Raw genomic sequence first — 21941 nt, forward strand, 5'->3', positions numbered from 1 at the left:
ATGAAAAAGACAAATAACTTAAGAGGAAAAACTCTATTTAGTAGCTCAGCTGCTATTTTACTAGGTTTGATTTCCATTAATCCCCGATTAGTCAAAGCAGATAGTGACCTTACAAGTCAAACAACACCACAGGAAAGAGATACTACAGATGAAATTCCAACCCCATCAGAAGATGATGTTATCAATGATGATACAAACATAAGTGAACCAGCTTTGGTTCAAGATTCAGTAGCAAATCAGGCTACTGAGACTGATATAGGTAAAAAGCGGATTGATGGAACTGCCGCTGGACTACAAGTTTCGTACGATCTTGACACTGATGAACTCACCATTCTTGGTGGAACATATACAAATATTACCAACTATGCCGATCGTATTTCTAACTATACCCTTTCTAATAGCGAAGGAAATTCTATAAAGCTTAAACGTGCTAAGCAAATTATCATTACTGGCAAAATAAGCCTTGATGATTCAAATAACGCCAACTTTTTGTTCGACGGTTTTTCATATGCATCAAAAATTGTAGGTCTAGAATATCTCGACCTTTCTCAAGCAACCAGTACAGCTTTCATGTTTCGTAACTGTCAAAATTTGCTCTCACTTGATATTTCCAGTTTCAATACTGCCAATGTCACAAACATGGGAGCTATGTTTGCCAACTGTAGTAATTTAGACTACCTAGATGTTTCAGCTCTTAATACTGCAAAAGTGACAAATATGGACCGCATGTTTTATAGTTGTAGTAGCTTAATTTCACTTGACCTCTCTAATTTTGATACTACTAACGTTACGAGCATGTATGAGATTTTTTCAGACTGCAGTTCCCTGACCTCACTCAACCTTTCCAGTTTTAACACTGCTAACGTGATTACTATGGAATTTATGTTTAGTGGTTGCTCTGCTTTGCCCACTCTCAATCTGTCTAGCTTTAATACTGCTAACGTGACTACCATGGAGTATATGTTTAATGGCTGTGCGGCTTTAACTGCACTTGATCTCTCTAATTTCAATACTGCAAAAGTGACAAGTATGGGCGGTATGTTTTCAGGAAATGAAAGCCTCGTTGACTTGAATATATCAAGTTTCGACACTTCCTCACTTTACGTCCTATATGAAATGTTTATGAATTGTAAGAGTTTAACCGAGCTAAATTTAGAACACTTCCATATACCTGATATCGATGAGTCTGATTTCTCCCTTACTTTCTATGGCTGTACAAATTTACGTAAGCTTAATATTGAAAATATTGCTACAGGTGCACCGGAGTATATTCTTATGCTAGCCGGATTGCCTAACTTAAATACGCTTGTTCTAGGGAAAGACACTGACCTTACAACAGTATATGGAGGCGACATCGATGATATAGATAGTATACCTCCAGGATACTTGGATGATGTAGGATTAGATACTGAAGGAATTTGGCTTAATGTCGGTAAGGGAACAACAACTCATCCCGAAGGAACAGAGCAATTTACTTCTGAACAATTAATGAAGTCACGTGCCATAACCCTAGATGGTAAAAAACGTAATTTTACAAAGGGTGAAACATATGTCCGCATGGGTTTACCTATTACTATTCACCATGTCGATGAATCAGGTAAAAAAATTGGAGAAAATACTATTTTCCCTGGTAATCTTGGCGATCCCTATTCAATTATTGGCGATTACGTCGCAGGTTATACTTTAAAGGCTGGTCAGTCCCCTATTACCGGTATTTATGATAACGATGAAGATAGAGAAAAAGAATTTACCTTTATTTACATTAAAAATCCTGAATCCTCCGCCCCTATCAAAGGAGAGGATGTCACTGTCCATTATCAAGATGAAAACGGCAAAGCGATTGCATCTAGTGAAGTTTTAAGCGGTAATCTAAATGATGGTTATGTTTCAACCGCTAAAGAAATTGCTGGTTATACTTTAAAGAGTCGGCCTAAAAATGCTACAGGGTTCTTTAGTAATACTAAACAGAGCATTATTTATATTTATAGTAAAAACGCTTCTCCAACTGAAAGTGAAACTACTGGTAGCCCAGCACAGCCTACCAACACAGGCAATAATCAAATAGCTAATGGAGCAAATAATAGTCAAGCAGCTGCCCTTACTTCGAGTCCAAGTAGCTATAATTCTCTAGATAACAATGCTGATAGCCTAAATTCAGCTAACTCCCCTACCGACGACCAACTGCCAAAAACAGGCTCTGAGAAAAAGTCACAATTAACAACCATTGCACTTGGATCAATCACTTTGACTAGTGCTTTAGTACTTGCTTGGGCAAGAAATAAAAAGTCTGACAAATAGCTAATTGCTGATTTCAAAGGCATCAACTATACATTCATAGTTGGTGCTTTTATTTAAAATCTTTTCTTCCTGCTTTTGGACGTTTATCCCTACATATGAAAGGAAAAATGAACTCTAATATTAGAGTTCATTTTTGTTTATATTTTTATTCAACTTGCCCATATTTTTTCATTAATAAAAGCCCCCTCGTGTCAGATAAAATCTGTCCTAAACGGTAACGAGGGGGCTGTCCTTTGTATAGCTAGTATACTCAAGCATTAACTAAAATGTTAATGCAGGAATATATATTATATTATTTCAAATTAGTCTACTTAATCAATTCATTATGATATAGTTCAAGTGTTTTCTTATCAAATGCACACATTAGAACTTCAATATCATAAGAGCTATTTGACTCTAACCAATTTTTAACCGTAGCAAAAGCAATCTTTGCTGCTTTCTCCATTGGGAAGCCATATGCTCCCGTTGATATTGCAGGAAAGGCGATACTATGCAACCCCTTCTTTTTAGCTAATTCAAGTGAGTTAATGTAACAATCACTTAATAGATTATTATCGCTGGTTGCCCCGGAGTATATTGGTCCTACAGTGTGAATAACAAATTTAGCGGGCAAGTTATATCCTTTAGTAAGCTTGGCTTGTCCCGTTTCACAGCCATGAAGCTGACGACATTCTCCTAATAGCTGAGGACCTGCTGCTTGATGAATTGACCCATCAACTCCTAGCCCGCCTAGCAACGTCTTGTTAGCAGCATTTACGACAGCATCTACTTTTAAGGCTGTAATATCTGCTTGGATAACTTTTAAATTGGACATTATGTGTCTCCTTTCGTATCAGTACTTTAAACTAAAAAGCTGTTAGCCTTCTTCATAATAAATTGGCTAGCAGCTTTTTGATTAATACTTTTTATTCTAAATACATTTCCTTTAATTGGCTTAAATCAGCATCTGTAAAGCCAAGCTCTTTTTTAAAGAATGTTGCAAAATCGCCCCAGCCACCACGGATGGTTTCTGTGATGCCTCTAATGGCTGTCCCTTCTCCTTTGGTGACATTCATTTTTGCAACCATTTGCGCTATTTCATCGTTACTTGGCAGCTGACGTGAAACTGCAAAGTCATATAACTTATTTGTCAGTAAATAGTCCCGTGCAATTGTATCATCATCAACATCAAGTGCCATCAAGATTAAAGCTGATACCATTCCCGTACGGTCTTTCCCAGCACTGCAATGGTAGACAAGCGCATCCCCTTCTGGCAATTCCAATAATTCGGTAAAAATGCGCGCAAACATTTTTCGACTGTGCTCGCTTAATAAAGTTTGCTGATAAATCCGACCAATGAAATTATTGCTCAAATCTGGGATGTGGTGAAGTAAGCGAAACATCTTGTGTCCGTTGGGCCGATCTTCTGGATTTTCAGAATAAACAGGCAAGTCAACATAGTGAACATTTGGCCAAGCCTTATCAGGAGAAGACTGCTTTTCGTATTGCGAACGCAAATCACAGTCGATTGTCACATGTAAATCTGTAAGGTGCTCTTTATCCTCATTTGATAGAGAACTAAGGGAATCTGAACGATAGATTTTGTTCCACTTAACAGCTTGTCCTGCCTTATTTTGATAGCCACCAACGTCCCTAAAGTTTAATGGTCCGTCTAATTTTACAATTCGATCATGTGCCAATTTGCTCAACTCCTTTTTACTTAATTATCGCACTTATTCACCGTGAGCAAAAACTTGAGTTGCCTTAACAGCCCTCTTCCAGCCTTGGTATAACTTCTTACGTTTTGACTCTTCCATCTTACTTTCAAACGTCTTACCAACAACAAAAATATCTTTTAGTTCATCAACATCTTTCCAATAGCCAACTGCTAGTCCTGCTAAAAATGCAGCTCCCATCGAAGTTGTCTCTAAAGTCTGAGAACGTTCAATCTTTATTCCTAAAATATCTGCTTGGAATTGTAGTAGATAGTCATTATTTGAAGCGCCACCGTCAACACGTAAAGTTGGGATTTCGATTCCTGAATCAATTTGCATTGTGTCAACAACGTCTCGGGTCTGATATGCCAAGGATTGCAGTGTTGCTTTAATAAAGTCGTTTTTGTTTGTTCCACGTGTAACACCAAACACTGCTCCTCGAGCTTCTGAGTCCCAGTACGGTGCTCCTAGGCCAGTAAAGGCTGGAACAACATAAACTTCATCCTCTGACTTGGATGCTAAAGCGGCTTTTTCAGATTCTTCAGCCGTTTTAACCATCTTCATCGAATCGCGCAACCACTGAATGGCACTACCAGAAACAAAAATCGAGCCTTCAAGTGCATAGTTAATTTTACCATCTAAACCATACGCAATCGTAGTTAATAAGTTATTATCAGACTCGGTTGGTTCTTCACCAGTGTTCATAACGATAAAAGAGCCGGTACCGTAAGTATTTTTAACCATACCCTTCTTAAATGCCAACTGGCCAACTAGTGCTGCTTGTTGGTCACCTGCAATACCGCAAATTGGTACTTCCCCACCAAAAAAGCGGTAAGACTTTGTATAGCCATAAATTTCAGAGTTTGATCTAACTTCCGGCAACATTTTCTTAGGAATGTTGAGTAATTCAAGAATGTCATCGTCCCACTTTAAGTCGTGGATATTAAAAAGCATTGTCCTTGATGCATTGGTGTAATCCGTAATGTGAGCTTCACCATCAGTTAACTTCCATAATAACCAGCTATCAATGGTACCAAATAGAAGATCTCCCTTTTCGGCTTTTTCTTGTGCGCCCTCAACGTGATCCAAAATCCAACGAATCTTAGTTGCACTGAAATACGGGTCAATGATTAAACCAGTTTTTTTATGAATCATTTCACCATAACCATCAGCCTTGAGCTTCTCCGCCAATTCTGTGGTTTGTCTTGACTGCCAAACAATTGCATTATAAATTGGTTTACCAGTTTTTCGATCCCAAATAACAGTCGTTTCACGCTGATTTGTAATCCCAATTCCCTTAATTTGTTCTGGGCGAATACCCGAATTTATAATGGTATTAGCAATGGTAGTTTGAACAGCGTGCCAGATTTCTTCGGCCTTATGTTCAACCCAACCGGGTTGCGGAAAATACTGTGAAAATTCCTTTTGTGAAGCAGAAACCTTGTGGCCCTCATGATCAAAGATCATTGCTCTAGTTGATGTTGTACCTTCATCAATTGCCATAATGTATTCTTTTAACATGTTGTGTTTCCTTCCTAGAAGAAAGCGATTTACTACAATTCTACTATTTGCCGCTTTTTTTACAAGAAATAATTATAACATTACACCTGTTTTACGTTATACTTGGGACATAAAGTTTTGATTAAAAAGAGGATACATAATAATGAAAAAAGAAATTATTGCTCTAACCATTGCGGGAAACGATAGCGATGGTAGTGCAGGCATGACTGCCGATCTCCACTCGTTTTACGCACGTGGAGTGTACGGAATGGGATTACTAACTGCAGCAGTTGCTGGGAACACTACTGGTATTTTTGCGCAAGAAGTTATGCCTATTCCATTTATCCAAAAGCAATTTGAAGTCTTAAATGACGACTTCAAAATTGATGCATTAAAGACTGGTATGCTTGCCAACAAAGAAGTTATTGGCTGTGTTGCTGAAAATCTGCGTAAATATGACATGGGTAAAATTGTCCTTGATCCCGTTATTATGACCAAACATGGTGATACCCTCTTAGATGATGATGCTTATCAGGCCTTTTTAGACGACCTGATGCCACTGGCTGACATCATTACGCCTAATTTTTATGAACAGAAAAAATTAACCGGACTTGAATTAGCTACACCAGATGAAGTACGTCAAGGTGCTAAGAAACTGCAAGCAATGGGTGCTAAAAATGTCTTAATGAAGGGCCGCCATGACGATACCAGTCAGTCTAAGGTAACTGACGTGTTACTAGCTGAAGATGGTAAGTTCTACGAATTCACCAAGCCTTTCATCAATACTGAAAGAATTAACGGCACAGGAGATACCCTATCTGCCGTTATTGCGGCTGAATTAGCTAAAGGCAATTCTATTCTTGATAGTGTCAGGATTGCCAAGGAATTTACTTATGAAGCAATCGCCCACCCAATTGAAGTCGGCTCAAAATATGGTCCAATTAATCATTTCGCAGCACAAGAAGATACGAAGTAATTATCTTTTGCCCCTCCTGCTCCTTTAAGATATACTTTAACGAGATAGTAATAGTTGGAGTGGTTTTTATGGCAAACAAAACAATTAAAATTGCATATTTATACGAAGATTTGATGAATACTTACGGTGATTCCGGAGATGTCAAAATCATTCGCTACTTGTTAAAAAAGCAAGGCTATTCAACCCAAATTGATAACGTCTCTTTAGGTGATGAATTTAATGCCTTTGACTACGACTTCGTCTTTTTTGGCGGTGGTCAGGACTTTGAGCAAACTGTCATTGCTAAGGACTTGCCAAGACACAAGGAAACTTTAACTAAATACATCAATGACGGTAAGCCGATGCTAGGAGTTTGTGGTGGCTATCAGCTTGTTGGCACTTATTACAAAACTAATTCCGGTGTCACAATTAAAGGCCTAGACATTCTACCGTTTCATACCGTTTTTAAAGCAGATAAGCGAATGATTGGCGATACCCGCTATATGAGTGAATGGGGCGAAGTTAGAGCCTTTGAAAACCACTCCGGTCAGACTTACTTTGACGATTCAGATAAGTTGCATCCCCTGGGTGAAATGATTGAAGGTTACGGCAATAATCCCCAAGATCATGTTGAAGGGCTCCGCTACCGCAATTTTATCGGAACCTATTCACATGGTCCGCTCTTAAAAAATCTCAATGTTGCTAATGCCATTGTCAAAATGATTTTATCTTGGCACGATGAACGAGTTAGCGCATAAATATAATGAAAACAAATAGCCCCGAATTATTTTCGGAGCTATTTTTGCTTATTAGGAAAATCAATAAAAACTCCAAAACTGTTGGTCTCAGTTTAGGAGTTTACTTTTATTTAGAATATGATTTTAAAATTAGTTTAGTTTGTTTTTGCGACTTTCTCCAAGGTACGAATCATTTGTGCTACAAAGCCTGATTCGTTATCATACCAGGCATAACCTTTAACTATTTGACTTCCGTCTTTACCTGAAACAACTTGAGTTAAGGTTGGGTCAAAGACAGAACCAAATTCTGTCCCAATAATATCAGAAGAAACAATCTGATCTTCATTACAGCCAAAAGTTACACTGTTCTCAGTATGTTTTTTAACTCTTCTGTTGAACTCTTCAACGGTTACTTTTTCTTCCACAACTGCTACTAACTCAGTTAATGAACCAGTAATTACCGGAACACGTTCAGCAATTCCTGTAAGTCTACCCTCTAGTTCGGGAATAACTAAGCCAATTGCCTTAGCAGCTCCAGTTGAATGCGGAATAATATTAGCAGCTGCAGCACGAGCGTTACGCACATTGCCTCCGCGATCTGGACCATCTTGTATCATTTGGGTAGCAGTGTAAGCATGAAGCGTGGTCATGATTCCTTCTTTGATGCCAAATTCATCATTCATAGCTTTAGCAAGTGGTGCTAAACAGTTAGTTGTACACGAACCTGCTGAAAGAATTTGATCTTCTGGCTTTATCTGGTCATCATTAACATTATAGACAATTGTCTTCATGTTACCAGCTGGAGCAGAAATTAAAACTTTCTTTACTCCTGCATCTAGATGAGCTTGAGCCTTTTCAGTAGAAGTATAGAAACCTGTACATTCAAGTACAATTTCGATTCCGTTATTTTTTACCCAAGGTATTTTAGCTGCATCTTTTTCAGCATAGACTGGAATACTCTTGCCATCAATCACGATACTATTATCTGTTGCAGAAACATCGTGCTTAAAATTTCCATGTGCTGTATCATATTTTAGCAAGTGTGCTAACATAGCTGGTGAGGTTAAATCGTTAATTGCAACGATTTCCAAATCTTTACTATCGATGTCATATATACGACGTAAAGCTAATCGGCCAATGCGGCCAAAACCATTGATACCAATTTTTGTAGTCATATTAAGTTCCCCCTTTGATTACAAAATTAGTATATTAGACAAAAATCGCTCTGCATAATCCGAGATTATAATAGGGCTATCACTTTTAATGATATGGTGTAACATGAACTTTAACGATTTATCTATTTTTAAAACAATTTATGAGCTAAAATCAATCAACAAAGCTGCATTAAAGCTTGGCTATACCCAATCAAATATTACCGCACGACTTAAAGCCCTTGAAAAAGAAGTTAATGCTCCACTTTTTGTTCGTTCTAATTTAGGTGTTAGACCAACTAGCAGTGGGGAAAAAATGTATAAATTTGCAACTACAACCTTACAAAATTATCAGGACTTAAAAGCGAGCTTAACAACCAGCAAACCACAAATCTTGATTGCTGAACTTCTTTTTGGCTATCTGATTACTAAGAAGACCAAGTTCTTAATTGATCGCTACGAAGTGATTATTAAAAATACTGATGCGATTCAGGAAATGCTGACTAAAAAGACCTATGATATTGTAATGACTTTCGTTCCAATCAGCTCCTCCAACTACCTATTAACAGAGAAAAGTAGCTTACAGTCCTGCTTTTTAACTGGAAAAGGCACTGAAAACAATAAAATACCTATCGCAATCAACGCTGATTTCAATTGTCCGTTTCGAGATTTAACTTTACAGCTAGCATCAAATAAAAGCGAAATCATCGAAATTGATTCACTCGAGATGATCTTGCAACTAGTGAAGCAAGGCAAAGCAACAGCACTTCTGCCAAAATACTTAATCAGTGATGATTTGGTCCCAGCAAATAAGCAAACTTGGGAAATTCCTTATTATTCATATCGCTATCAGTTTTAATAGAAAAAAGGCGCTCACTTCAAAGTAATAGCGTCTTTTTCTATAGCCGTTTTAAATATGTCTCATAAACTGGACAAAGTTCAAATGCATATTGCTAATATGTTTTCATTGAAAGCTGATCGGTCGAATCAAACTCTCCAGATAAAACTTGAAAGTTCTTGTTTGCCCACAGTAACAATATTTGTTGTAACTCCATTAATCTACTCAAGTCACCTGCTCCCATCCAACCTAATGTTAGTTCTTTTGGATTATCTTCAAAAGAAAAGCAATACGACTCAATTTGATTCATAGAAACCAATGCTAATGGTGCATCTTCTAACTGATCTGCAAAAACCATGTTATCCCATTCAGCTAGAGGTATTTCAGCTACTGGATTGGCTAAGTGATTTCTCTGATAATCCCTAAAAGAAATTTGCGCTATTTTTTCACGCATCTCAGAATCAAGTTGTACTTGATGTAAAGTAATAGCTTTTAAGTTACTCTTCTTTATTGGTGTTAAGCCCTCCATAGCACTTTGCAATGACATTTTGGGTTCAACCGTTTTCCGAATCAAGTTGAAGCCAGCATCTTGCGCTAAAAAATTGAAAAGTAACTGTGGCACGTAGTCATAAGTAATCAAAGCCTGGCAGTTCTCCTGCTGCGCCTTCTTAGTTAAGTCTGCAACAATTTGAAGATAAACTCGTTCTAACTCCGCTGCGGAAAAGTTAGGGCTGAGATAAGCCGCAAAACTTAAAGAATAAGGATGAAATCCATTTTTCCAGTAAGTACTTATACCCACTATTTTATTTCCCAGGCAATAAGTTCTCACGTTTTGAGGATATTGCTTTGTTGCAATCTTGATTTCCCTATCCTCAATAACGTCAGCTAATATCTCATCATACATAGTAAATTTCTAACTCTCCTAATCTGCTCTGACCAGTTAGAACTAAAGTAGGTCCTCCACCAGTTGACTCCCCGTTAATCTCTAGTTCGCCCAAAGTCACATCTAGTCTCCTGCTATCAATTTTCCATGATTTAGGAATGTAAATCTCTACTTCTCCTAACGAAGCATTAATATCCATAGTGATAAATGCGCCTGCAGGTTTAGCTTGATCAAGGTATATCTCGGCTTCGCCTAAAGATGAGTTAACCGTAACTCTACGTAAACTTTGTGAATGAACATAGCGCGAAACGGATGATAAATGCTGATTAATTACTATGTCTTCGCCCTCAATCGTACTGTTGCTAGATTCAGTAAAATCGCCTTGATCAGAATCATCTTTTTTATAGCCAAAATAAAATTTGGGCCAGAAGCTTTTTTTGAAGATCATTGTGAAACCAATGTAAAGTAATAGTGCTGCGATTAAAATCGTCCATGGAACGAGCTTCACGATATGTAGTGGCTTTGCATAAACAATTAATAGAAAAGCAATTGAGAAAATTGCCCCAAACAAGCTCTTATTTACGGCACTTTCAATTAAGCAAATACCAAAGACTATTGTCCAGATAATTGTGCCTATTCCCAAATGAAATGTTAATAAATGTAATTGGTTAAGAACTAAGAAAACAGCTGCAGCAACGAATGCCAACCCCCAAAATAGTTCTCTAATTTTATGCTTTCTCATTATTAAGACCTTCTTTCATTGAGTCGATCATTTAGATTACGATAGTAGTGCCGCGAAACATAGACAGTTTTATAAGAATCGCGAAAATTAATTTTGCAGTTCGAAATTGAACGTGTTAATGAATAAATTTGATTTAAATTTAAGATGGTTGATTTTGAAACACGCATAAACTGATTACTTAATAACTTCTCCAGTTCATACAGTTTATAATCAACAATAAATGCATCCCTGCACGTGTGTGCAATTACCTGTTTATCTTCAGTTTCAAAAAATAAAATCTCGTTCAAGCTCAGATAATAAGAAACATTCTCTTTTTTTCCTTCAATTTGATCAGGATGACTATTAATCCCCTGTAATTGCTGATATATCTGTTCAACTTCTGGAGTAACAGCTTTAGCATTAATAGTTACACATGTATCTTCATCATCTAAATCAGGATTTAGTTCTATTTTTATTTTCACAATTCTCACCTGCCCTTCATTACTTAATGATTTAATTAAACTATTATTTTTATTTTAAATCTAGCCTTTTTGTCCAAGTGGCAATTATCTCGAACTAAGTGGACAATTATAGACAAACAAAAAGCAGTTCATTGTGATATGAACTGCTTTTTTAATTATTCTAATCCAACTTTTTTAAAAATCTCATCAACATGACGTAAATGATAATGATAATCAAATGCATCCGCTACATCAGCTTCTGACAAATAATCCATTATTTTACTTTCTTCAACTAGTTTTCTAAATGAAATTCCTTCATTCCATGATTTAGTTGTTAGCTTTTGAACCATATCATAAGCATCTTCACGAGAAAGACCTGCTTCATCAATTAGTTTCAGCAGTAAGCGTTGCGAATAGATTAGGCCATATGTCTTGTCCATGTTTTTGAGCATTGTTTCTGGGAAGATATCAAGGTTAGTCAAAATTCGGTTAAACCTATCTAACATATAATCAATTGCAATAGTGCTGTCAGGTAAAATGATACGCTCAGCACTTGAATGAGAAATATCCCGCTCATGCCATAGCGTTACATCTTCATATGCCGTTACGATATGTCCACGCAGTACTCGTGCCATTCCACAAAGATTCTCTGAACCAATTGGATTACGCTTATGCGGCATCGCAGATGAACCTTTTTGCCCAGCACGGAAATGCTCTTCAACTTCATGGATCTCTGAACGTTGCAAACCGCGAATTTCAGTTGCCCAATTTTCAATACTAGTAGCAATCAATGCTAAAGTAGCAATATACTCAGCGTGCAAATCACGTGGTAAAACTTGACTGGTGATTGGTTGTTGCGTTAATCCTAACTGCTTTAAAACACTCGTTTCAATCTCTGGCGGAACATTAGCAAAAGTGCCAACTGCACCCGAAATTTTACCAGATTCAACACCTTTGGCTGCATGCTCGAAACGTTCGATATCACGATTAATTTCGGCATACCAACGTGCAAGTTTCAAGCCAAAAGTTGTTGGCTCGGCTTGGACACCATGTGTTCGGCCCATTTCTACAGTATTTTTATATTTACGCGCCTTTTCAGCAATCGTCTTTTTTAATTCATGCAGATCTTGACGAATAATCTCATCTGCTTGTTTTAGAATATATCCTTGTGCAGTGTCAACAACATCAGTTGAGGTTAAACCGAAATGAACCCACTTTTTCTCAGGTCCAAGGCTTTCAGATACCGTTCTCGTAAAAGCAACAACGTCATGATGCGTAACTTGTTCCAACTCTGCTACTCTTTCAGCAGTAAAGCTAGCATTCTTAGCTATCTTTTCTGCATCTTCTTTTGGAACTTCTCCTGCTTCACACCAAGCGTTAGTAGCCGCAATTTCAACTTTTAACCAAGCAGCATACTTGTTTTCATCTGACCAAATTTTGCCCATCTCTGGGCGTGTGTAACGTTCTAGCATAGATTATATTTCCCATGGATTTCGTAAAACAATCGTTTGTTCACGTTCAGGACCAACCGAAACTGTTACTAGTGGAATATCAACTAATTCAGAAATGCGGTTTAAAAACTTTTGAGCGTTTTCTGGTAAATCATCCCAAGATTTTGCACCAGTTATATCTTCTTGCCAAGCAGGAAGTTCTTCATAAACTGGCTTGCAACGCTCTAATTCTTTTAAGCTTGCTGGGTAATAATCGATCTCTTGGCCATCAAGTTCATATGCTGTAGCAATTTTTACTGTATCAAAACCACTAAAAATATCTAGCAAGTTAAGACTAAGTCCATTAATTCCAGAAACACGTTTAGCGTGACGCAAAGCAACTGAATCGAACCAACCCACACGACGTGGCCGTCCTGTAACTGTTCCATATTCATGTGCAGTTTCACGAATTAAATCCCCAGTTTCATCATTAAGTTCAGTTGGGAATGGGCCAGCACCTACACGAGTTGTGTAAGCCTTGCAGACACCAATTACTGTGTTTAAGCGATTAGCGCCGACACCCATTCCACTGGCAATTCCACCTGAAATTGAGTTTGATGAAGTGACAAATGGGTATGTTCCCTCATCAATATCAAGCATAATTCCTTGAGCACCTTCAAACAAAACTTTTTCATTGTTATCAAGCGCATCGTTAACCAAAACTGAGGTATCGGTAACGTATTTCTTCATTTTTTGACCATATTCATAGTATTGGTCAAAAATGTCGTCAAATTTAAGTGCATCTTTACCATAGACTTTGGTAAAGAGTTCATTTTTCTCTTTTAAATTAGCCCGTAGTTTTTCTTCAAAGGTGTCTTTTTCAAGCAAGTCACAAACTCTGATACCAACTCTAGATGCCTTATCCATATATGCCGGGCCAATTCCGTTTTTGGTAGTTCCAATCTTGTTTGCACCCTTGGCCTCTTCTTGGTACTCATCTTGCAAAATATGGTACGGCATAATAATATGCGCACGGTTTGAAATCTTTAGTTTACTGGTGTCAATTCCACTTTCTTCTAGGCTTTTTACTTCACCTAATAATACTTCTGGATTAATTACTACACCATTACCAATAACCGCACCCTTAGCTGATGCAAAAATTCCGGATGGAATCAAGCGCATCTTAAAAGTTTGGTCATCAATTTCAATTGTGTGTCCAGCGTTATTACCACCATTCGAGCGAACTGCATAAGCAGCTTCCTTACTAAGGAAATCGGTAATTTTACCCTTTCCTTCATCGCCCCATTGGCTTCCAACAACTGCAACTGCTGTCATTTTCATTCACCTCATCAAAATCTACAAATATCACGTAAATAGTCTAGCAATTTATAGCTATGTAGTCAAATTTAAATGCGAATTATAACCACAAGGTTATTTTAAATAGTTCGATTTTTATATTGACAAAAAAAGGCTTTTTGATTATAGTAATTTGGTTCAAAACCAAGATTTATATAGGAGCTAATTTACTCATGAGTAATTATTTTAGTGTGGAAGCTTTTGACTATGATGACATTCAGCTTGTTCCCAATAAGGGAATCATCAAAAGTAGACACGATGCAGACACAAGTGTTAAGTTTGGAAACCGAACATTTAAAATTCCAGTTGTGCCGGCTAACATGGAAAGTGTCATTAATGATGAACTTGCTGTCTGGTTGGCCAAAAATGGTTATTACTATGTAATGCATCGCTTTCAGCCTGGAAAGCGCCTTGACTTCATTAAAATGATGCACGAAAAAGGGCTATTTGCATCAATTTCAGTAGGAATTAAACAAGGTGAATACGACTTTATCGATCAACTAGCCAAAGAGAACATTGTTCCAGAATACATCACGATTGACGTTGCACATGGTCATTCGGTTTATGTCATTGACATGATTAAGTACATCAAAGAAAAATTGCCTGACACTTTTTTAACTGCTGGAAACATTGCTACCCCAGAAGCAGTTCGCGAATTAGAGAATGCAGGAGCAGATGCCACTAAAGTCGGTGTTGGCCCTGGCCGTGCCTGCATTACCAAACTAAAGACTGGCTTTGGTACAGGTGGCTGGCAATTAGCCGCTTTAAGAATGTGTAGTAAAGTTGCAAGTAAACCTGTAATTGCTGACGGTGGTATTCGTTATAACGGCGATATTGCTAAATCTGTCCGTTTTGGTGCAACAATGGTAATGATTGGCTCAATGCTTGCTGGTCATGAAGAATCTCCCGGTAATGTCATCAAAATCAATGGCAAAACATATAAGCAATACTGGGGATCTGCTTCAGAAGTCCAAAAGGGCGCTTATCGTAACGTTGAAGGTAAGCAAATGCTAGTGCCATACCGTGGGTCAATTGCTGATACTTTGACAGAAATGGAAGAAGATTTACAGTCTTCTATCTCCTACGCAGGTGGAAAAGATCTTAGTTCTATTAAATTAGTTGATTACGTTATTGTTAAAAACACTATTATGAGTGGTGACAAATAATTATAATAATTTTTTATTGTTATTATTAATTTGCAGTGGCATTAAATAAGTATTTCCGTTAAAATGGTATTTATCTCAGTATTGTTAGGTAGTCAGTACTGGGATTTTTTTGTGCACATTTTCCAATAAAAAAGCACTGACATTATCTTGCGATAATACCAGTGCCTTAATAAATACATCTTATCTAGGTAACCGTTCTTCTCTTGATAAAAATTTTCGGAAAGGATTGTGCGGCTCGCTCTGATACCAATATGCGACAGTTGAAACGTCATCAGAACGTTCATACAAAGTAATGTCGTTATTACCGATATCCTGGAAAGTAACTTTTAAGCTTTCAGAAAAAGCAATGGGGTCAGGCAAATGCCATCTATACAAACCGTGTTGTGGTAGTCCATCATTTCCGCAAGCGTGAACTGAGTTAGGATCAGGCTTACCCGCACTGAACATATCTCTAGTATGGTCTTGAGTTTCATGGAATGGATAGCCTTGATATGGTGTTGAATAAGTATACGTCTCCGGTAAATGACCATACTCTTGCTTTTGAAAGGCCCACGCACCTCCAAAGTAGTCTTCAGTACCAGTTGAAGTTACCGTTGGATATTGCTCATCGTTATCAATATAGAATTTAAATTCGCCTTCACCCCACCAATACCTTTGCAGTGCACAAAGTGCCATGTAGGTTCCAACATAGTAGCCTTTACCTTTAACACCATCAATCAAAGTGTAATCTTGGCCTTTTTTAACTGGATCCTCACGATTCCAATAAGCATGGAAATACAATAAATCATCCTCTGGTTCAGGCTTTTCTACATAATTAATAGTGTAGAAAAAATGCTTTATAAATGCTGGATGCTCATTAGTAATAGTAATTTTAGCGTGCTTGTTGAAAGGCATTTTAAAGTAGGAGTTCATGCCGCCAATTGGGTTAACAACAATTGGCACAGAATTCACAATACAGCGTGTTCCAAAACCATTACAAAAGAAATCGCCTAGTGGAACTTCAACGGAAGGAGTTTCCTCATCATCCCAGTACATTCTTAAGACTAAATCCCTCAGTACAAAGCTACCCATAGTTGTTTTATCTGTAACGGTAAACCACATATGACGAATCTCACCTGGACCATCAATATCAGCTAAAGTGACCGTCTCGCCTTCTTCTAGCGAAATATCAGCACTACCCTTTCTTTGTGGCCCTAACTTACCAGTTGCCATTGCAGCTTGACCAGGTGCACCCGTTTTATTCTCAGCAGAAATCGTTCTGCTTTTTTCATTTTTAAAGTGTAATACGTCATCTAAAGTGCTCATCATCTCACCTATTCATCATCGTCATCGCCAGTTGAATCAATCGTTGATACCTGAAATAATTGTTGTCTTGCTTCATCAACCATATTAGCAATATTGATTGGTTGGTTATTTTTTACTGCTAAAGCGAGTTCAAGTGTGAAGGGTAAATTAACGCCCGTAATCACATGAACGTTGTCAGACATGAATTGACTAACAACTTGATTGACGCTACCAAAACCCAAATCTGTCAGCAAGTAAAACTCATCATCTGGATTAAGCAATTTGCTAATTCTATCCTTCAATTCATCTGTTCCTTCATTATCCATGTAAGCACAAATCGAAGAGACAATTTTTTGATCGCTTGTTAAACCAGTTAACGTTTCTTGATAGCCTTTTGCCAGCGTGTAATGAGTAATAACAATTATTTTCTTCATAGGTATTCCTTACTTTAAAAATCCAAAAGCTGCTCCAAACATTGCGATTACAATAAATAACAAAATAACCCAAGTCATACTTAGTTTCTTTGACTTCAATAGCTTATAAGCTAACAAAACAAGTAATGCCGGAATCATTTGTGGCAATATTTTGTCTAACATTGGTTGAATCTGCATTGAAACTTTACCAAACTGAAATTTTAATGGTGAAGTAACTGAGATAACCGAGCCAATTAATGAACCAACAACTGTAATTCCCAAAACAGAAGCAGCTTCTGTTAAATAATTAATTTTATCACCGTATTCGGTAATAATTTTTGACCCTTGACGATAACCAAACTCGAAACAATGCATACGAAGGAAAAAGATAATTGCAATTAGAACTCCCCAAAGCAAAATTCCAAATGGATTATTTTGTAAAGCCATATAGGCAGCAATTGAACCCATAATCGTTGGAATCATTGTCATTAATAATGAGTCTCCGATTCCAGCTAATGGTCCCATTGTACCAACTTTAAAATCGTTAATTGCGGTCTTAGCAGCTAAACCTTGCTTTTCTTCCATTGCCACACAAGCACCCAAAACAATAGCAGCAAGCCAAGGTTGAGTATTGTAGTATTGGAAATGATTGTCCAAAGCTTCTACATAATCATCATCATTCTTATATATTTTACGCAAAATTGGAGACAATGCATAGGCTACAGAAGCACCTTGTTGAGTTTCGTAATTGTATGTCTCAACACTCATCAGCCAGCGGTAATTAGCCTTGTGTAAGTCTTTCTTAGTTACAATTGGACCATAAACATCTTTTTGATTTTTCTTATTCATTCTATTCATCCTCTCCAATACCAGAAGTTACATTTGCAGCATCAGCAGCTGCTCTAGCCTGACCTTCTTTTTCAGCTTGTTTGTAAGTTGAAAATGCAGCGGCAAAACCAATAATTGCAGCACCGATAATTGGAACTTTTAAGAAGGCTGCCAAGAAGAACCCAATTAATAAGTAATTAACTAATTTACCGGTAGGCATATAGTTAAGTAACATTGCAATTCCGACAGCAGGTAACATTTCACCAGCAATTGTTAAACCACTCATGAACCATTTCGGCATAACTTGTAGTATAAAGTTAACAGCTGATTGACCTAAAGTAACTGAAATGAAAACTGGGATAGCTGCAGACAAACCAAAGAAGATTGGTCCTAACCATGTTACGGCGTTCATCTTTTTAAATTCACGTGCATCAGCATAGCTCTTAGCTTTTTTAGCAACGAAACCGTTCAAAATCTTAACGATAACATCTAATTGGACACCTAACATCCCAACTGGTAATCCGATTGCTAAACCAGCACTCTTACCCATCGAAACACCAAAGGCAGTTGCGATAATTGCAGTCGTTCCGTAATCTGGTACTGATGAACCACCAAAGCCAGCTACACCCAATGACATTAATTGAACTGTACCACCAACTAATAAACCTGTTTGAACATCGCCCATGATGATACCTGTAAATAAACCCCAAAATACAGGATAATTGACAAATAGCATCGGTATACCGTAGTAATCAATATGCTTAATAAAAGCTAAAAGTGTTAAAAGAATTATTTGTAAAACTGTAAAGTGCATATTATTTATTCTTCCTATCTTCTAAAAACTCTTTGGTCACAACAACTTCTTTATCAGCAGGAACATACTGTGAAATTAGTTCAACACCCTTTTCTAGTAATTTTTCATAGTCTGCAATTTCAGCATCGTCTGCAAATGCCCTTTTTGAAATTTCAATGCCGTTTTCACGTGCAGTTGTTCCACCAATAATTAGTTTGTCAATTTTGATCCCACTATTAACTAAATCGAGAAAAGTTTTAGGCTCCTTAGCCAAGATAAGTAATTTCTCTGGATCATATTTTCCACTCTTAAAATTAGTTAGTGCTTTTTCTTCTGTAATGATTGAAATTGCATTACCAGCTGGGCGAGCCATTTTCATAGTTGCCTTGCTAACCGCATTGTTTGCCGTATCATCATCAATTACCATTACACGATTGGATCCTGACTGTGGCGCCCATTGCGTTACAATGATTCCATGTAACAACCGATTATCTATTCTTGCTAATACAACACTCATGCTTATTCCTCCTTAAGAATAATGTTTATTGCTTTCACCATTTTATTAGCAATTATCGTGCCAAGTTAGTGTCTAAAAAAACCAGCAGTACTATATGCTGCTGGTTTCTCTTTTTTGTTTACTGGTTTGACACTGTCTCAATAAGCAGAGCTATAGTGTCAAAAGTTATTTCTATTGATTTCCAGAATTAAATACTAATTCATAGATATATTGAATCTCAGTTAAAGGTATCTTTATATTATAAATCTCTTCAAGCGGCTTTAATGCCATGCGAATATCAGCCATCCCCTTTTTGTTATTTTGGTCTTCCTGAAAATCACGTGGACCATTTTCTAATGACTGATTGCGGATAATTCGTTCAATCATGCAACTAATATGAACATATAGAGACATTACAGTTTGATTAGATAATCTCTTATCCAAGCACTTGTTTAGCCGTTCAATGCATGTTCCAATATTTTTAATTACTGCCGTGGTGTCTAAAATTGTTAATGAGTTAATAACTCGTTCAATACTAAAGTTCCTAAGTATAGAATCGTTAAACTCATATAAATCTTGACTGTTTAAGTCGCCCTTTAGTACGTCTTTTAGTACGTTTAGTTTAGAACCGTTCACTAGCTGATCAATCGATATAAATGGAATGTTTTGATATTCAGGGTTAGCTGTTCCAATAACTGTCAAGATGTTGTATTTACGCTTAATTGCATTTTCTTGATCTTCAATTTTTAATGAATCATAGGAATAAGCTTTAACTACAACTTTTGTTTTGCTTGGCAAACTTTCTTTTATCATATCTTTGATTTTGATTGCTGTACCCACACCAGTTGTGCAACAAACAATAATTACATCCTGTTTAATCATTTTAGGATAAATAATTCGATAATCATTATGAATACTATCGTTCATATTTTTAATCATTGCTTCAATTGGCTTTTTCTTTTTGATATAGTCAGCCGCAAATAATGCTAACTGTGTTGAAACATTATTAAATATTACAATTGGAAAATTTATTTCTGTTTTTAACAATTCAGGAATTTTTTCTAATGAACCCATATCAGCCATTAAAATTATGCCATCTTTTACATGACGAACATGAATGTAATCTGACACTTTTTGTGCAATGTCTTCAGGTTTAATATCAATAGGCATATCAAATGAATCAAGTAGCGGCTCACCAATTATTTTATTAACCGTGTCCGCAATACTACTTGCCGTTGAATATCCATGTGCTAGTAATATACAGTGAATTAGATCTGAATTCTTTTCGCGTTGGACGCTTTCAAGGTATATGGTCAAAAATAATTGATCAATTTCATCAGTATATAAATTCAAGGTGTTACCAATCGTGTCTATAATCAGCTGCACAACTGGTTTAATATAATTCGCCTCATTCATTTTACCGATTATTTCATCAACTAACTTACTATCCTCAATAGTAACCTGCCAATGGTTTTCCTGACGGAAATAAAAATAATAAGAAATAGCAACTATAATATTCCCATTGAAATCATTATTAAGGTTATCTTGAAGATACCCAACCTTGCGGTTAAGCATATTCTTGATTAATTCAAGCGGTAACTCACCTATATTCAAATCATCTTTTTTAAAAATCAAATAATCACATAATGAGTTGATTGCCTCAAAGGCCTTGGTTTTAAAATTTGTAAAATCTTCCTGCCTATATAGCAGAAAGATTTTTTCAATTGTTTTTTTGATGTAGCTATCACGCTGCTGATTTTCTAAAAAGTCTGCAACATTGCTTTTGGGTCTGATAATCAGGTCAGCTTTGCTAGGCGTTAGCACTTCTTCTTCATTAGCACTTGTAAGCAAAATAGATTGCGGTAAGTCGGCAAGCTTTATACTTACAGTATCTGCTTGAGGATTCTTCTCAAGAGCACTGGCTACTGACAAAAGCACATCATTTTTCAATTGGCCAATATTATTTGTGAAACTTGTATTGGTTAACGTAGAAAAGACTTGATTATTAATTTTGATTGCTTTATTTATTTTTTTTGCATGTTCTATATAAAAATAAATAATTAAAGCACTAATTTCATTTATTGTCCGTTCATTTAACGGTGGCATAGTAATTTGTACTGGTATTCGCCGGATAAAAGTCGCTAAAAAATTACTTTCAACATTTTCCGTTGTAGCACATATTAGTCTAACGTTAACCTTTTTATTTTTACCAGCATCACCTAACGGCGAAATCATTCCCGTATCAAGATAAGAAAACAATTTCTCTTGTCCTTTAGGATCAAGTCGGTGCACTTCATCTAAAAACAGCATACCTCCATCTGCATCATCGAAAAGACCAGGATGGTCATCATCGGCACCAGTAAAGGCTCCTTTAACATAGCCAAAAAGCGTGCTAGTTAGTAATTCAGGATTATCAGCATATTCTGCACAGTTAAAGCTAACAAATTTACCATCCGCAGGAATATATCCCTCTGCTACACAATAATCAAAGTACTTTCTAGCAATATAGCTTTTACCCGTGCCTGTTTGACCATTTATTAGTACAGGCAAACTTCCCGGATATGAGGCCGCTGCCTTCAATTTCTTTATTTGACTATAAAGAGATTTATCATTCCCAATTACACTAGCAAAAACATCTTGATGCTGATATTCGCTATGTAAGCTTTGAATACTATCATATTCATTTTTTAACTCACTTTTTGCTTTTTTCTCAGCAGTCTCCTTATCAATAAAGATAGCTGGACGAGTATTTATTTTAATTAATTTATTTTCTTTAACTAATTGATTTAAATAATGGCTGACAGTATTACGCTTAATATCAATTTTTTCAGCTAATTGATTCGTCGTTAGATAATGATCTTCATCTTGATGTTCGTTCTTAATTATTTCTAGCAGTTGTTCTTTTACATTCATGCTAATTTCCCCATTACATAATCT

The 21941-nt window shown here is 36.7% G+C and carries 20 protein-coding genes; 5 read left to right on the plus strand and 15 right to left on the minus strand.

The features are described 5' to 3' along the window. Window positions 1-2298 (plus strand): BspA family leucine-rich repeat surface protein, encoded by a 2298-nt coding sequence (locus DKL56_RS07330; protein WP_109715938.1) that lies wholly within the window; start codon window positions 1-3, stop codon window positions 2296-2298. Between the two features lie 307 nt (window positions 2299-2605). Here DKL56_RS07330 and DKL56_RS07335 read toward each other — a convergent pair whose 3' ends face one another. The 3 genes from DKL56_RS07335 to glpK all read right to left on the minus strand — a co-directional run bounded on the left by DKL56_RS07335 (window position 2606) and on the right by glpK (window position 5513). Then, window positions 2606-3112: an O-acetyl-ADP-ribose deacetylase gene (locus DKL56_RS07335; protein ID WP_109715939.1), complete on the minus strand. Its 507-nt coding sequence runs from the start codon at window positions 3110-3112 to the stop codon at window positions 2606-2608. Window positions 3113-3203: 91 nt separating this feature from the next. After that, window positions 3204-3977 carry a tyrosine-protein phosphatase gene (locus DKL56_RS07340; RefSeq protein WP_109715940.1) on the minus strand — a complete coding sequence of 258 codons (774 nt, stop codon included), beginning with the start codon at window positions 3975-3977 and terminating at the stop codon, window positions 3204-3206. 33 nt (window positions 3978-4010) lie between these two features. Beyond that, window positions 4011-5513 carry a glycerol kinase GlpK gene (gene glpK / locus DKL56_RS07345; RefSeq protein WP_046307899.1) on the minus strand — a complete coding sequence of 501 codons (1503 nt, stop codon included), beginning with the start codon at window positions 5511-5513 and terminating at the stop codon, window positions 4011-4013. A 142-nt stretch (window positions 5514-5655) separates the two neighbouring features. Here glpK and thiD point away from each other — a divergent pair, with 142 nt between their 5' ends. Continuing rightward, window positions 5656-6468, plus strand: a complete 813-nt coding sequence (gene thiD / locus DKL56_RS07350) for a bifunctional hydroxymethylpyrimidine kinase/phosphomethylpyrimidine kinase (protein ID WP_371258111.1) — start codon at window positions 5656-5658, stop codon at window positions 6466-6468. A 68-nt stretch (window positions 6469-6536) separates the two neighbouring features. Further along, entirely contained in the window at window positions 6537-7205 is a 669-nt protein-coding gene (locus DKL56_RS07355; protein ID WP_046307904.1) for a type 1 glutamine amidotransferase, read from the plus strand. 134 nt (window positions 7206-7339) lie between these two features. On the opposite strand, the gene gap is transcribed toward DKL56_RS07355, so the two are convergent. After that, window positions 7340-8359 (minus strand): type I glyceraldehyde-3-phosphate dehydrogenase, encoded by a 1020-nt coding sequence (gap, locus tag DKL56_RS07360; RefSeq protein WP_109715941.1) that lies wholly within the window; start codon window positions 8357-8359, stop codon window positions 7340-7342. A 103-nt stretch (window positions 8360-8462) separates the two neighbouring features. On the opposite strand from gap, the gene DKL56_RS07365 reads away from it, so the two are divergent. Beyond that, window positions 8463-9194, plus strand: coding sequence for a LysR family transcriptional regulator (locus DKL56_RS07365; protein ID WP_162542521.1), 732 nt, complete (start codon window positions 8463-8465; stop codon window positions 9192-9194). Between the two features lie 94 nt (window positions 9195-9288). Here DKL56_RS07365 and DKL56_RS07370 read toward each other — a convergent pair whose 3' ends face one another. The 5 genes from DKL56_RS07370 to DKL56_RS07390 all read right to left on the minus strand — a co-directional run bounded on the left by DKL56_RS07370 (window position 9289) and on the right by DKL56_RS07390 (window position 14003). Then, on the minus strand, window positions 9289-9972 hold the full coding sequence (locus tag DKL56_RS07370) for a hypothetical protein (RefSeq protein WP_162542522.1): 684 nt from the start codon (window positions 9970-9972) through the stop codon (window positions 9289-9291). Between the two features lie 97 nt (window positions 9973-10069). Next, a complete protein-coding gene (locus DKL56_RS07375; protein WP_109715944.1) occupies window positions 10070-10798 on the minus strand; it encodes a LiaF transmembrane domain-containing protein in 729 nt (242 codons plus the stop codon). 2 nt (window positions 10799-10800) lie between these two features. Beyond that, window positions 10801-11259, minus strand: a complete 459-nt coding sequence (locus DKL56_RS07380) for a LytTR family DNA-binding domain-containing protein (protein WP_046308190.1) — start codon at window positions 11257-11259, stop codon at window positions 10801-10803. A gap of 155 nt (window positions 11260-11414) precedes the next feature. Beyond that, entirely contained in the window at window positions 11415-12710 is a 1296-nt protein-coding gene (gene purB, locus DKL56_RS07385; protein WP_109715945.1) for an adenylosuccinate lyase, read from the minus strand. Window positions 12711-12713: 3 nt separating this feature from the next. Continuing rightward, complete coding sequence (locus DKL56_RS07390) at window positions 12714-14003, minus strand: adenylosuccinate synthase (protein WP_109715946.1); 1290 nt, start codon at window positions 14001-14003, stop codon at window positions 12714-12716. 194 nt (window positions 14004-14197) lie between these two features. Here DKL56_RS07390 and DKL56_RS07395 point away from each other — a divergent pair, with 194 nt between their 5' ends. Beyond that, entirely contained in the window at window positions 14198-15190 is a 993-nt protein-coding gene (locus DKL56_RS07395) for a GMP reductase (RefSeq protein WP_109715947.1), read from the plus strand. Window positions 15191-15370: 180 nt separating this feature from the next. Here DKL56_RS07395 and DKL56_RS07400 read toward each other — a convergent pair whose 3' ends face one another. The 6 genes from DKL56_RS07400 to DKL56_RS07425 form a co-directional block, all read right to left on the minus strand. Beyond that, window positions 15371-16495 (minus strand): glycoside hydrolase family 172 protein, encoded by a 1125-nt coding sequence (locus tag DKL56_RS07400; protein ID WP_109715948.1) that lies wholly within the window; start codon window positions 16493-16495, stop codon window positions 15371-15373. An 8-nt stretch (window positions 16496-16503) separates the two neighbouring features. Then, window positions 16504-16908, minus strand: a complete 405-nt coding sequence (locus DKL56_RS07405; RefSeq protein WP_109715949.1) for a PTS sugar transporter subunit IIA domain-containing protein — start codon at window positions 16906-16908, stop codon at window positions 16504-16506. Window positions 16909-16917: 9 nt separating this feature from the next. Next, window positions 16918-17736, minus strand: coding sequence for a PTS system mannose/fructose/sorbose family transporter subunit IID (locus DKL56_RS07410; RefSeq protein WP_046307934.1), 819 nt, complete (start codon window positions 17734-17736; stop codon window positions 16918-16920). Window position 17737: 1 nt separating this feature from the next. Next, window positions 17738-18529, minus strand: a complete 792-nt coding sequence (locus DKL56_RS07415) for a PTS mannose/fructose/sorbose/N-acetylgalactosamine transporter subunit IIC (protein WP_046307936.1) — start codon at window positions 18527-18529, stop codon at window positions 17738-17740. Between the two features lies 1 nt (window position 18530). After that, window positions 18531-19025, minus strand: a complete 495-nt coding sequence (locus DKL56_RS07420; protein ID WP_109715950.1) for a PTS sugar transporter subunit IIB — start codon at window positions 19023-19025, stop codon at window positions 18531-18533. A gap of 171 nt (window positions 19026-19196) precedes the next feature. Continuing rightward, window positions 19197-21917: a sigma 54-interacting transcriptional regulator gene (locus DKL56_RS07425; protein WP_162542523.1), complete on the minus strand. Its 2721-nt coding sequence runs from the start codon at window positions 21915-21917 to the stop codon at window positions 19197-19199. Window positions 21918-21941 lie beyond the last annotated feature (24 nt).

Source organism: Lactobacillus apis (assembly GCF_003150935.1).
Taxonomy (GTDB): Bacteria; Bacillota; Bacilli; order Lactobacillales; family Lactobacillaceae; genus Lactobacillus; species Lactobacillus apis.